General features: G+C 62.6%; 9 protein-coding genes. 4 read left to right on the top strand and 5 right to left on the bottom strand.

All coding sequences use genetic code 11. The annotated features are described in order from the left end of the window. Positions 1-1182 carry a heme b synthase gene (gene ahbD, locus ACQRBR_RS07385; protein WP_427812675.1) on the bottom strand — a complete coding sequence of 394 codons (1182 nt, stop codon included), beginning with the start codon at positions 1180-1182 and terminating at the stop codon, positions 1-3. 17 nt (positions 1183-1199) lie between these two features. Continuing rightward, positions 1200-2189, bottom strand: a complete 990-nt coding sequence (gene hemB / locus ACQRBR_RS07380; protein ID WP_204674593.1) for a porphobilinogen synthase — start codon at positions 2187-2189, stop codon at positions 1200-1202. Positions 2190-2511: 322 nt separating this feature from the next. Between hemB and ACQRBR_RS07375 the strand changes: the two genes are divergently transcribed. Further along, a complete protein-coding gene (locus ACQRBR_RS07375) occupies positions 2512-3858 on the top strand; it encodes a DUF6056 family protein (protein ID WP_427812674.1) in 1347 nt (448 codons plus the stop codon). A 128-nt stretch (positions 3859-3986) separates the two neighbouring features. Here the strand turns inward: ACQRBR_RS07375 and ahbC are convergent, their stop codons facing one another. The 3 genes from ahbC to recA form a co-directional block, all read right to left on the bottom strand. Further along, positions 3987-5168, bottom strand: coding sequence for a 12,18-didecarboxysiroheme deacetylase (ahbC, locus tag ACQRBR_RS07370; RefSeq protein WP_168934661.1), 1182 nt, complete (start codon positions 5166-5168; stop codon positions 3987-3989). A 256-nt stretch (positions 5169-5424) separates the two neighbouring features. After that, positions 5425-8094 (bottom strand): alanine--tRNA ligase, encoded by a 2670-nt coding sequence (gene alaS / locus ACQRBR_RS07365; protein ID WP_427812673.1) that lies wholly within the window; start codon positions 8092-8094, stop codon positions 5425-5427. Between the two features lie 75 nt (positions 8095-8169). Next, positions 8170-9252, bottom strand: coding sequence for a recombinase RecA (gene recA, locus ACQRBR_RS07360; RefSeq protein ID WP_006008777.1), 1083 nt, complete (start codon positions 9250-9252; stop codon positions 8170-8172). A gap of 567 nt (positions 9253-9819) precedes the next feature. Between recA and ACQRBR_RS07355 the strand changes: the two genes are divergently transcribed. The 3 genes from ACQRBR_RS07355 (at position 9820) to ACQRBR_RS07345 (ending at position 13382) form a co-directional block, all read left to right on the top strand. Beyond that, positions 9820-10968, top strand: coding sequence for a tRNA(5-methylaminomethyl-2-thiouridylate) methyltransferase (locus tag ACQRBR_RS07355; RefSeq protein ID WP_321128141.1), 1149 nt, complete (start codon positions 9820-9822; stop codon positions 10966-10968). A gap of 109 nt (positions 10969-11077) precedes the next feature. Further along, a complete protein-coding gene (dksA, locus tag ACQRBR_RS07350) occupies positions 11078-11440 on the top strand; it encodes an RNA polymerase-binding protein DksA (protein ID WP_168934659.1) in 363 nt (120 codons plus the stop codon). A gap of 127 nt (positions 11441-11567) precedes the next feature. After that, positions 11568-13382, top strand: coding sequence for an NFACT RNA binding domain-containing protein (locus ACQRBR_RS07345; RefSeq protein ID WP_427812672.1), 1815 nt, complete (start codon positions 11568-11570; stop codon positions 13380-13382). The last annotated feature ends 155 nt before the right edge of the window (positions 13383-13537 follow it).

The following is a 13537-nucleotide window of genomic DNA, read 5'->3' as shown; positions in this document are numbered from 1 at the left end:
TCACTTTGCGCCCGTGGCGCGCTTGGGCTGATAGGTGCACAGGGGCTCTTCGGCCATATGGTTGCCGTTCATGCTCCAGGCACGGGCACGACAACCGCCGCAGACCTTGTGGAACTCGCACACGCCGCACTTGCCTTCGTAGCACTTCTGGTCGCGGAACTGGCGGAAGTACTTGCTGTTGCGCCAGATCTCGGGGAAGGGCGTCTCGCGCACGTTGCCGCAGTTCAGTTCCAGATAGCCGCAGGGCTGCACCTGGCCGGTATGGCTGATGAAGCAGAAGCCCGTGCCGCCCAGACAACCGCGGGTCATGGCGTCCATGCCGAAGGTCTCGGGCGTGACGGCCACGCCTTCCTCATGGGCGCGCTGGCGCATGATGCGGTAGTAGTGCGGCGCGCAGGTGGCCTTGAGGTGCATGCTGGTGGTCTTGCGGAAGTCGTAGAGCCAGTGCAGCACGTCCTCGTATTCCTCGGCGCTGATGACCTGGTCGGCCAGGCCGGAGGCCCGGCCCATGGGCACCAGCAGGAAGATATGCCAGGCGGCCGCGCCGATGCGCTCGCACAGATGGAAGATGTCCTTGAAGCTGTGCAGGTTGTTGCGCGTGACCGTGGTGTTGATCTGGAAGGGCACCCCGGCCTGCTTGAGGTATTCGATACCGCGCATGGAGGCTTCGAAGGCCCCGGGCACGCCGCGGAACTCGTCGTGGCTGGCGGCGTCGGCGCCGTCGATGGAGATGGAGCAGCGGTTGACGCCGGCTTCCTTGATCTTGCGGGCCAGTTCGGGCGTGATCAGGGTGCCGTTGGGCGAGAAGGCGCAGGTCAGCCCCTTGTTGTGGGCATAGGCCACCAGTTCATAGACATCGGGGCGCATCATGGGATCGCCGCCGGTGAAGATGATGATGGGGTTGCCCACCTGGGGGAAGGTGTCGATGAGGGCCTTGGCCTCTTCGGTGGAGAACTCGCCCGGATAGGGTTCCGGGTGGGCCTCGGCGCGGCAGTGCTTGCAGGCCAGGTTGCAGGAGCGGGTCACTTCCCAGGCGATGAGCTTGCAGGCGGGCGTGCCGTCCTCAAGGGTGCGCACCATCTTGTGGCCGGGCGCGCCCCCCGGATGACCGCCGGGATGGGCACCCGCGGCACCGGGATGGCCGCCGGGGTGTCCCCCCATGCCGCCGGGATGGCCCGGCATGTGCTTCTCGTCATGCATCAGCGCACCAGCCTTTGCTTGAGCAGGGTCTCGGTGAAGTAGGTGATGAGCATCTTGGCACCGGCGCGCTTCATGCCCAGCAGGCTTTCCATCATCACGGCTTCTTCGTTGATCCAGCCGTTGAGGCCGGCGGCGCGGATCATGCTGTATTCACCGCTCACCTGATAGGCGCACAGGGGCACGTCCACGGCGTCACGCACCTGGCGGATGATGTCCATGTAGGGACCGGCGGGCTTGACGATGAGGCAGTCGGCGCCTTCGTCCAGGTCGGCCAGGGCTTCGATGATGGCTTCACGGGCGTTGCAGGGATCCATCTGGTAGCTCTTGCGGTCGCCGCAGGCCGGGGCGGATTCGGCGGCCTCACGGAAGGGACCGTAGAAGGCCGAGGCGTACTTCACGGCATAGGACATGATGGGCACCATGACCAGGCCGGATTCGTCCAGAGCGTGGCGGATGGCGGCCACGCGGCCGTCCATCATGTCGGAGGGCGCCACCATGTCGGCACCGGCGGCGGCATGGCTCACGGCGGTCTTGGCCAGCAGTTCCAGGGTGGGGTCATTGAGCACCGCACCGCCGGGGGTCAGGATGCCGCAGTGGCCGTGGCTCATGTATTCGCACAGGCACACGTCGGTGATGACGTAGAGCGAGGGCCAGCGATGCTTGAGGCGGCGCACGGCTTCCTGTACGATGCCGTCTTCGGCATAGGCGCCGCTGGCCTTTTCGTCCTTCACGGCCGGGATGCCGAAGAGGATCACGGACTTCAGGCCGTCATCCACGGCCTTTTCCACCTGCTTTTCCAGCTCGGTCAGCGACAGCTGGTACTGGCCGGGCATGGCGCCGATCTCTTTGCGGAAGGACTGGTCTTCGGTCTCCACCACAAAGTAGGGCATGATGAGGTCTTCGGCCAGCAGGGGCGGGGTCTCGCGCACCATGCTGCGGATTTCGGGGGTCCAGCGCAAACGTCTGCCGCGATGGAAGGATTGGGACATGGTTCTACCTCGATGCGGCAATGCCGCGGTTGTGTTTGGGGAGGACGGCGACGGTTCGCCCCCGGTCCGGCGGGACCGCGGGAAAGACCGGCGCCCGGAAGAGCCTGTCTCCTGATGCCTTCGGGCGGCAGGGGACGGGGCCTTCCGATGAGAAGGCCACCATAGCGCAAAACGCCACAAGGGAAAAGCCGCCGGGCACCACTGTGATTGCAGGCATGCAAGGCGGGGTGAGATACGGATATATAATGAAAATACTTAGATAAAAATATAGTTGATTTGTCAATCTGCTATGCTAATTTGTTATTATAAAAGGAGGGTTGCTATGCTATCAAAGAGAAGTGATTTTGTTATATTTCTATTTATATTTATTGTTGCATACTTTCAAAGTAAATATATAGGATTTTATCATGATGATTATGGATATGCAGCTCTTTCTTATGGGGTAAGAGGAAACTATCCAGAATTTTCTATGTATAATGTTGTCCTTTTTATAAAGGATCACTACGTGAATTGGGGAGGGCGCGTCTTATTTTTTTTCTTTGAGGTATTAGCTCTCCAACTTGATATGCAAGGGTTTATGTTCGTTCAGTCAATTATTGTTGCAATTACTATATTTTTTACATATAAAACTATATTAAGTATCATAGATCGTGATGATAGTCGGTTAAAAGTTTTTATTTTGCTTTCTTTTATTGGTATATACCTTCTTTTTGCTAAAAAAACGTATGCTAATGCTCTTTTTTGGGCGTCAGCATCAGTACTTTACGTATGGCCTTTGTGCCCAATGATGATTGGAATATACTTATTTATTAGGTGGTATATCAAAAAAGAAATGTCATTCTGTCGTCTGTTGATGATGGGGATTGTTTTTTTTATGGCTGCTTTTTCTCAAGAGCAGATAACATTGGTAGCTTTATCTATATCTTCTTTATTTTTTATTTGTGCAAGGAGCTTGGATGGTTATAATGAAATAAAAAAACCATTATTTACAATCCAGATAAGTACTTTTTTGGGAGCCTGTTGCCTGCTACTTGCCCCTGGAAATTTTAGTAGATTGGACTCTGGACATGATGGAGGATTTCATTCTTTGCTTGATCTTCCAGCTGTAACATGGGGGTTTCTCCAGGATCTTTGGGCAGCACCGGGAAGCATACTATGGATAGCGGCATTTATAATTTGTCTATTTACAGTAAAGAAAAGAGAGGTGAGGCTTTTCCTTCCCTTTGGGCTTATGGCGCTCATTTCACTTTCTATTTTTTATGTCATTAAGTTGCGATATCCATCTCCAAGAATTTATTTCCCTGCAAGTTTCTTCCTTACTATTTTTAGCTGTGGTGTGTTATCCGTTGTTGCATTTAGTAATAAATATTTTAAGAAATATATGATTTATGTTGCATCTGCTTTTGTTGTATATTCTATTTGGCATCATTCATTTTTTGTATTGCAGGGATATTATATAAATTATCCAGTTGTTGTTGAAAATGACTTGAATTTAAAAAAGGCAGCTAAAAATAATGCGACTGAAGTTGTTTTTTATAAACTTCCAATGCGCTGGTATCATGAATGTATGCCCTATGATAATAGAGGGTATATTGAAAAATGGATAAAACAGTATTATAAACTCGATATGGATACAAAAATAATATATAAAGAGTATGAAAATAGATGAAAAAATAAGTAAGCGTAAGAGATTTTTTACCTAATCTTGTGAATAAATATTCAGACGAGGTTCATTGATGTAAAAATGCCCCGGCATCCTGGGATGTCGGGGCATTTTTTGTCTTTTGAGAAAAGGGCCTACAGGCCGATCTCTTCGTCAGTGAGGTAGCAGGCGGGGTCCTGGGCCCATTCGTCGCCGTAGTAGGCTTCGGCACGGGCGCGGAAGTTGCCGCCGCAGATGTTCAGGAAGCGGCACTTGGCGCAGCGGCCGCCCACATGGGCCTTCTTGTCCTTGAGCTTGTGCAGCAGCTCGATGTTGGGGTCGTCCCAGATCTCGGAGAAGGGGCGCTCCAGCACGTTGCCGAAGGTGTGGTTACGCCAGAACTGGTCGGCATGCACCTTGCCGTCCCAGGAGATGCAGCCGATGCCGCGGCCGGAGTTGTTGCCTTCGTTGTACTGCAAAAGCTCGAAGATCTCTTCAGCGCGCTTGGGGTCCTCACGCTTCATGCGCATCCACACATAGGGGCCGTCGGCGTGGTTGTCCACGGTAAGGATCTCTTTGGGCTTGCCGGCGTCGAACAGGGCGCGGGTCTCGTCCATGATGAGGTCCAGCACCTGACGGGTCTCGGCGTGATCCAGGTCTTCCTTGATGAGCTCGGAACCGCGGCCCGAGTACACCAGGTGGTAGAAACAGGCGCGGGGCACTTCCAGGTCGGCCAGCAGACGGAAGATGCCGGGGATCTCGCCCACGTTACGCTTGTTGATGGTGAAGCGCAGGCCCACCTTCAGGCCTTCGGCCTGGCAGTTGGCCACGCCTTCCAGGGCTTTACGGAAGGCACCGGGCACACCGCGGAAACGGTCGTGCACTTCTTCCATGCCGTCCAGGGAGATGCCCACGTAGGAGAGGCCCACGCCCTTGAGTTCACGGGCCTTTTCCTTGGTGATGAGGGTGCCGTTGGTGGAGATGACGGCGCGCATGCCCTTGGAGGTGGCGTGGCTGGCCAGTTCCACCAGGTCCTTGCGCACCAGGGGCTCGCCGCCCGAGAAGAGCATGACCGGCGCGCCGTAGGCGGCCAGGTCGTCGATCATGGTCTTGGCCTGTTCGGTGCTGATGTCGTCGGCGCCGTCCACGGGCACGGCCTGGGCGTAGCAGTGCACGCACTTCAGGTTGCAGCGCTTGGTCATGTTCCAGACCACCACGGGCTTCTTGTCCTTGGAGAACTGGAGCAGGTGCGAGGGCAGGTTGCCGGATTCACGGCCGTAACGCAGGGCGTCGGAGGGCTCCACCTGACCGCAATACAGTTTGGAAATACCGATCATCGTACGATCCTTTACAGCGAGTCGCCGTTTGTGCCCCGCCGGGATAGCGGACACGGGGCGGGGGAGTATGGCGCGGGGAAGCCCGGAGGAACACCCGGCCGGAGTGTCTGGGGACGGGACAGGATGATCCTGCCGTCATGGTGCCTGTCTGCCAGGAAGGCCGCGGGGCCTGCCGGAAGCAGAGGGAAAAACGGTGGCTGCGGGGCCGGAATGGGGAGGGGCGCCCATGCGGCGGCCCCTCCCGGCAGTCACGAAGTTAGCCGGCGATCTTGGCGCGCAGCACGTCGAACGCGGCTTCCACGCCGTCGGCCTTGGTGCCGCCGGCCTGGGCCAGGTCGGGACGGCCGCCGCCGGAACCGCCGCAGGGCGCGGCCACGTCCTTGATGAGGGCGGGCGCGGTGAAGCGGCCGTGCAGGTCCTTGGAGACGTAGAGCAGCAGGCCCACCTTCTCGCCTTCCACCGTGGCCAGACAGGCCACGCCGGAGGGGATGCGGGAGCGCACGTCGTCCATGATGTCGCGCAGGGCCTTGACCGGCACGCCGTCCAGCTTGGCGGTGAGCAGCTTCACGCCGTTGACCTCGGTGGCCTTCTGCACCAGGTCGGCGCCGGTGGCCGGGCTGGCGGCCGCCTTTTCGGAGGCCTTGCGCAGCTTCTTCACATCGCTGTGCAGGGCCTGCACGCGTTCGGCCAGCTGACCGGGCTTGGCCTTGAGCAGAGCCGAAAGGTCGTGCAGTTCGGCACGCTGGGCCACGGCCAGGTCATAGGCGTTCCAGCCGGTGACGGCTTCGATGCGGCGCACGCCGGCGGCCACGCCGCTTTCGGACACGATGAGGAAGCTGCCCGCCTGGCCGGTGTGGCTCAGGTGGGTGCCGCCGCACAGTTCCACGGATTCGGTATGGGCGTCGTCGCCCATGCTGACCACGCGCACGGTGTCGCCGTATTTTTCGTTGAACAGGGCCATGGCGCCGCTGGCCACGGCCTCGTCATGCTTCATTTCCTTGGTGCAGACAGGGTAGTCGGCCATGATGGCGCGGTTGACCTGACGTTCCACGGCGGCCAGTTCCTCGGGGGTCAGGGCCGCGATGTGGGAGAAGTCGAAGCGCAGGCGCTGGCTGTTGACCAGCGAACCGGCCTGCTTCACATGGGTGCCCAGCACGGAGCGCAGGGCGGCGTGCAGCAGATGGGTGCAGCTGTGGTTGCGGGCCGTGGCCATGCGGGCGTCTTCTTCCACGCTCAGGGCCACTTCCTGGTCGATGCGCAGCAGGCCCTGTTCCACTTCGATGTTGTGGACGATGAGGGTGGGCGCGGGCTTCTGGGTATCCAGCACGCGGGCGGCGCCGTCGGGGCCTTCCATGCGGCCGGTATCACCGGCCTGGCCGCCGGACTCGCCGTAGAAGGGGGTCTGGTTGGTGACCACATAGCCCTTCTGGCCGGCGGGCAGTTCTTCCACGCTCAGGCCGCTCTCGTCCAGCAGGGCCACGATGCGGCCCTGGCCGTTCAGGCCGCTGTAGCCGGTGAAGACGCTCTGCAGGCCGTCGTCGGCCAGCTGCTGGAACAGGGAGGAGCCGCTGCCGTCCTGGCCCAGCAGGCCGGATTTCTTCTGGCTTTCGCGGGCGCGGCGGCGCTGTTCGGCCATGTGGGCTTCGAAACCGGCCACGTCCACGCTGAAGCCGCGCTTTTCGGACACGTCGGTGATGATGTCCAGCGGGAAGCCGTAGGTGTCGGACAGCTTGAAGCAGAACTCGCCGGGGATGACCTTGTCGCCGGCCTTTTCCAGTTCGGCCAGCTGGTCTTCCAGCAGGGCCAGGCCCTTGCCCAGGGTGAGGGAGAAGCGCTGTTCTTCCTCATGCACGGCGCGGGCGATGAAATCGGCGTGTTCGGTCAGTTCGGGGTAATCCTCGCCCATGATTTCGGTGACCTTGCGGGCCACCTTGTACAGGAAGGGCTCGTGCACGCCCATGAGCGTGGCGAAGCGCAGGGCGCGGCGGATGAGGCGGCGCAGCACGTAGCCGCGGCTCTCGTTGGAGGGCAGGGTGCCGTCGGCGATGAGGAAGGCGGCGGCGCGGGCGTGGTCGGCGATGACGCGCAGGGCCGTGTCCACGTCATTGGTGTCGGGCGCGCTGAAGCTGTACTTCACGCCGGCCAGTTCGGCGGCGTACTGGATGATGTCCTGGAACAGGTCGCAGTCGAAGTTGGAGCGCTTGCCCTGGCAGACGGCGGCGATACGTTCCAGGCCCATGCCGGTATCGATGTTGGGACGGGCCAGACGGTCACGGGTGCCGTCGGCGTGCTGGTCGAACTGGGTGAAGACCAGGTTCCAGATCTCCAAGAAGCGGTCGCAGTCGCACTTGCCGATGCCGCAATCCGGGCCGCAGGCCATGTCTTCGCCCTGGTCGATGTAGATTTCGGAACAGGGGCCGCAGGGGCCGGTATCGCCCATGGTCCAGAAGTTGTCCTTCTCGCCCATGCGCACGATACGCTCGGCGGGCAGACCGGCCACTTCCTGCCAAATGGCGGCGGCTTCGTCGTCCTCGCGGAAGACGGTCACCCACAGGCGGTCCTTGGGCAGTTCCAGTTCTTCGGTCACGAACTTCCAGGCCCAGGTGATGGCCTCGCGCTTGAAGTAATCGCCAAAGGAGAAGTTGCCCAGCATTTCAAAGAAGGTGTGGTGGCGCGCGGTGCGGCCCACGTTTTCGAGGTCATTGTGCTTGCCGGACACGCGCAGGCACTTCTGCGAGGTGGTCACGCGCGGCACGTCGCGCACTTCTTCGCCCAGGAAGAACTTCTTGAACTGCACCATGCCCGCGTTGGTGAAGAGCAGGGTGGGGTCGTTGGGCGGGATCAGGGGCCCGGAGGGCAGGATGTCATGCCCGTTGCGGGCGAAGAATTCCAGATAACGGCGACGAATCTCTTTGGCGGTGAGCATAGGGGCTCCATGTTGCTGCCCGGAAGGGCGATAAAAAAACGGGCGGCCCCGCAGGGCCGCGTTGCACACAAAAAACTAGTCCAGATCGGACATGGCGGCGCTGCCGTCGTCCAGATCCTCTTCGCTGGGGATGAACTCCTGCGGATGCATGCCCAGGAATTCCGTGACCTTGGCTTCGATCTGGCGGCGCAGTTCCGGATCCTCGTCCAGCAGGGCACGGACCTTTTCGCGGCCCTGACCCAGCTTTTCGGAGCCGAAAGCGAACCACGAGCCGCTCTGCTCGATGATCTTGGCTTCCAGGCCCAGGTCGATGAGCTCGCCCGAGCGGGAGATGCCCTGACCGTAGAGGATGTCGAAGGTGGCGCTGCGGAACGGCGGGGCCACCTTGTTCTTGACCACCTTCACGCGGGTGCGGGAACCGAAGGACTCTTCCTTGTCCTTGAGGGTCTGGATGCGACGGATGTCCATGCGCACCGAGGAGTAGAACTTGAGGGCGTTACCGCCGGTGGTGGTCTCGGGGCTGCCGTAGCCGGTGACGCCGATCTTCATGCGGATCTGGTTGATGAAGATCACGGACGTGCGCGACTTGTGGATGGTGCCGGTAAGGCGGCGCATGGCGTGGGACATGAGGCGGGCATGACCGCCCACCTGGCTTTCGCCCATGTCGCCTTCCAGTTCGGCCTGCGGGATGAGGGCGGCCACGGAGTCCACCACCACCAGGTCCACGGCGCCGGAACGCACCAGCATGTCGGCGATGTCCAGGGCCTGCTCGCCGTAGTCGGGCTGGGAGATGAGCAGTTCGTCGGTGTTGACGCCCAGGCGCCGGGCGTAGTTCACGTCCAGGGCGTGTTCGGCGTCCACGAAGGCACAGGTGCCGCCCATTTTCTGGCATTCGGCGATGATGTGCAGGGTAAGGGTGGTCTTGCCCGAAGATTCGGGGCCGAAGATCTCCGTGATACGGCCGCGCGGGATACCGCCCACGCCCAGGGCCAGGTCGAGACCGATGGAACCCGTGGGGATGACGGGGATATTGACATGGGCTTCGTCGGAAAGCTTCATGACCGCGCCTTTGCCGTACTTGCGTTCGATGGTGGCAAGTGCGGTGCCCAGGGCTTCGGCGCGGGCTTCTTCAGGAGAAAGGGCCGGTTTTTTGGCCATAGAGACGCTCCCTGTAGGAAATTTAAGCAACGCAGTATAGCAAAGCGCGCACGGCAAGGCAAGGAAGGCGGCAGGCCTCCCGGGACGGGCCCTTGCGGGCTGCGGGGATGCCGCCTTCGTCACGGCACGGGCCCCTGCCGTATGCCGGGCATCACAGGATACGCCTTGGGCAGGGGGACGGCTGTGCGGGCGCGCACAAAAACTGTGTTATTCAGGAATAAATCTCAATAATTGTCAAGGGGAGAAAGGAGGGGACACGGCGGCAGGAGCGGGGCGCGCTGTTACGGTGCTCTGCTCCCCGCATCCCGCTCCAGATCCCCGATACCGTGCAGGCGCGCCGGAGCGGACGGCGCAGCGCCTTCGGTCCACGCCGTCAAACGGTACGCTCATCCGACGGGAAAGGAGCGCCGCGGCAGGTGATGCGGCACGCGTGCGGCTCCTCAAGAACTCCCCCAGCCTGCGTGGCCCGCAGCGGTGCGGCAGAGCGAAAAAAATCCTATCCAAAAGCTGCGAAAATCCGGGCCGGGCTCTTGCCTCCTGCCCCCGCTTTCGCGTAGAAGGCGGGCCATGATGAACACTCCCTCCGATTTCCAGACCCCCGCCGCGCCCGGCATGGTCAATGCTGACCAGCGGCCGGTGGATGTGGTCGTACTTTTTTCCGGCGGCCTGGACAGCATCCTGGCGGCCAAGGTCCTGGAGGAACAGGGCCTGCGGGTCTGCTGCCTGCACTGCCATTCCCCCTTCTTCGGTGATCCCGGCGCCGTGGAGCGCTGGAGCAGCCTGTACGGGCTGGACATCCGCACCCTGGACGTGAGCGACGATTTTTGCGCCATGCTGCGCGCCCGCCCGGCCCACGGCTTCGGCAAGGTCATGAACCCCTGCGTGGACTGCAAGATCCTGCTCCTGCGCCATGCCCGCCTCTACATGGAAAGCATCGGCGCGCGCCTGCTGGCCACGGGCGAGGTCATGGGGCAGCGTCCCATGTCGCAGCGCCGGGACGTGCTCAACGCCATCCGCCGCGATGCCGGGGTGCAGGACATCCTGCTGCGTCCCCTGAGCGCCCTGCACCTGGCGCCCACCCCCGCCGAGGAGGAAGGCTTCGTGGACCGTTCCCGTCTGCTGGGCATCAGCGGGCGCGGCCGCAAGGACCAGCTGGAACTGGCCAAAAAGTACCAGCTGCCCGAGATTCCCACGCCCGGCGGCGGCTGCCGTCTGGCGGACAAGGAGAACGCCCGTCGCTACTGGCCCGTGCTCTCCCGCTGGCCCGAGCCCGATACGCGGGCCTTCAAGCTCTCCAATCTGGGGCGGCAGTTCTGGGCGCAGCAGGACGGCCGGGACTACTGGCTGGCCATCGGCCGCACCAGCGCCGACAACCAGGCCCTGCACACGGTGCTGGGCAAGGACGATGCCAAGATCCATCTGGCCGACATCCCCGGCCCTCTGGCCGTGGCCTGTGGCGGCCGTACCTGGCCGGAAGAGGTGCTGCGCGCGGCGGCGGCCCTGATGGCCTCTTACTCCGGCAAGGCCGTGCGCCTGGGCGCTCCCGTGGGCGTGCGGGCCAGCTGGTTGGGCGGCGGCTGGCAGGGCGAGGTGCTGCCCTCGCGTGAGGGCATCTGGCAGGAACCGGCCTGGGTCCCGGCGCGTGAGGAACTGCGTGCCGAGCAGAAAGCACGCCTGCACGGCATCCCGCCGCAGGAGGACGAGGCGGGGGAATAGGCGCGTACCGCTTTACAAGATGACTTTTTCCGGGTAATGAGGAGCGATTCCTCATTATGGGGCAACAATGCCAAAATCGTGCCTACAGGGCCAGTTTTGGGAGGCTTATATGGACCAGAAGGATATAGAGTATTTCCGCAAGCTCCTCACCAGCATGCTGGAGGAAGCCAAGCAGAAGGGCGACTCCACCATCGAAGAGCTCACGGACAGCAATGAAGTCTTTGCCGACCCTGCTGACCGGGCCACCGCTGAATCCGACCGCGCCTTTACCCTGCGCATCCGTGACCGCGAACGCCGCCTGATCCGCAAGATCCAGTCCGCGTTGCAGCGCATCGACGACGGCACCTACGGTATTTGCGACGAATGCGGCGAAGAGATCGCCATCCCCCGTCTCAAGGCCCGTCCCGTCACCCGTCTGTGCATCAACTGCAAGGCCAAGCAGGAAGAGGACGAACATCTGCGCGGCGACTAGCGCGCATCCCTGACCTGTGCCGCCGGAGCGCGGCATCCTTTGACCTTTTCACAAAAAACGGGCTCCGGCCCGTTTTTCTGTTTTTTGCCCCGGCTTCGCGCCGGTAAGGACATCCCCGGCAGTATCTATGGACGCCCATCTTTTTTCCCGTTTTTGCGAGGAGCTCGCCCCGCGCATCATCGGCGGCTGGCTGGAAAAGGTGCAGGAACCGGCCCCCGGCCTGCTGGCTTTCAACATCAATCTGGCCACGCGCGGCCAGACCTACGGTCAGGCAGGCGGCAGCCGCAAGTGCCAGCTGTGCCTGCGCGCGGCACGCAAGGAACCCTTCCTCTTCCTTTCCCGCAGCCGTCTGGCCGCCGGACGGGCCCCCTCGGCCCCGGTCATGCGCCTGCGCAAATATCTGGCCGGGCACCGCATCCTGGCCACGGTCTGCTGCTTCAGCCGCCGCCGGCTCTGGTTGCTGGTAGGCGGAGAGGCCGCGGCTGAAGAGGCCCTGCGCCGCCAGATGGTGCTTTGGAGCCCGGCGGAAGGCGAAGAGGACGGCCTTTCCCCGGAAAGTGGGGCGCAGCCGGACATGGCGGACATGACACCGGAGAGCGGCGAGGCCGCGGAGCGTGAGCCCCTGGCCACCTGGCTGCTGCTGGACTTGCGCGAAGGGGCCTCGGTGCGCTTCTTGCCCGTGAGCCGCAGCCCGCAGGAAGAATCCCTGCGCTGGCCGGAGCCCGGAGAGCTGGAAGAAGCCCTGGCGCACTGGCGGGACTGGCCGGTACTGACCCCGGCCCTGCGCCGCGCCCTGCCCCTGTATGACGAGCTGGACCGGCAGGCCCTGCTGGAAGACCTGCGCCTGGGCGGCGGGGACGTGTTCTACTACACGCCGCCGGATGGAGAGGCGGAGGAGAAGGCCGGGAGCGAGCGGCCCTCCTGCCGCATCGCGGCCTGGCCCCTGCCGGATGCCCTGGCCCAGGGCTGGCATGAGGAACAGGGGGAAGACATCCTCGGCCTGGTGGAGAAGGCCGGGCAGAAGCTGGTGCTGGAAAAGGCCGCACGCGACGCTGCCGGTGCCGCGGCCCTGCCCCTGTCGCGCCGTCTGCGCAAGCTGGAACAGCTGCTGGCCAAACTGGACGAGGAAGAGCAGCGCCTGCTGGGCATGTGCGCCGCCCGTGAGGACGGCCTGCTGTTGCAGGCCTGGCTGTGGCGCTGGCCTGCGGATTTCCGCGCACCGGAGCTGGTGCTGCCGCCGCCGGAGGAAGGCGACGGGGACACGCCGCGCAAGACCGTGAAGCTGGATATGCGGCGCAGCGTGCGGGACAACATGGAGCGCCTGTTCCATACGGCCCGGCGCGGCCAGCGTGGCCTTGAGCATCTGGCGGAACGGCGTGCCGTGCTGCGGGCCGAACTGGCCACCGTGCAGGCGGCCCGGCAGGAAGCCCTGCTGGGCGGTATCGGGCACGCCGCCGGAGAGGCCGGGAAGCCCGACAGGAACACGGTGGCGCTGGGGGCCCTGCGCGGTGCGGCCCTGCCGCGCAACGTGCAGCTCTTCGTCAGTGATGACGGTTTTGCCCTGCTGCGCGGCCGTGACGCCAAGGGCAACATAGCGGCCCGCAAGCTGGCCGCAGCCCATGACATCTGGCTGCATACCGACGGCGGCCCCGGCTCGCACGTCATCATCCGCCGGGCCCATGCCGGGCAGGAAGTGCCGGAACGCACCCTGGACCAGGCCGGGGCGCTGGCGGCCTGCAAGAGCTGGCAGAAGGACGCGGCCCGGGCGCGCATCCTCTACGCCGAGGTGCGCCACATCCGCAGCATGCGCGGCGCGGGCACAGGCACCGTGCGCATGGACAAGATCCTCTACAGCCGCGAGGTGCCGGTGGATGCCAGTCTGGAGACCCGTCTGCTGCCGGAAAGCCCTGCGGGGAAGACGGACGGGACGGGCAGGGACTGAGCCTGCCGCGCGCCTTCTAGCGCTTTGGCTGCTGTGTTCCCGGCTATCTGGAGGATGATGGGCCCTGTGCGTGCGACCTGGGCGGACTGCTGCCTGACGGGGCCTGTGTGGTTTGCGTTCTGCTGCTGCCGGCAGGAAGGGGTACGCTGTCCCGG

It is taken from the genome of Desulfovibrio sp. SGI.133 (assembly GCF_050313955.1).
Taxonomy (GTDB): Bacteria; Desulfobacterota; Desulfovibrionia; order Desulfovibrionales; family Desulfovibrionaceae; genus Desulfovibrio.
The sequence above is the reverse complement of the archived record's forward strand: the minus strand, read 5'-3'. Positions and strand labels throughout refer to the sequence as shown.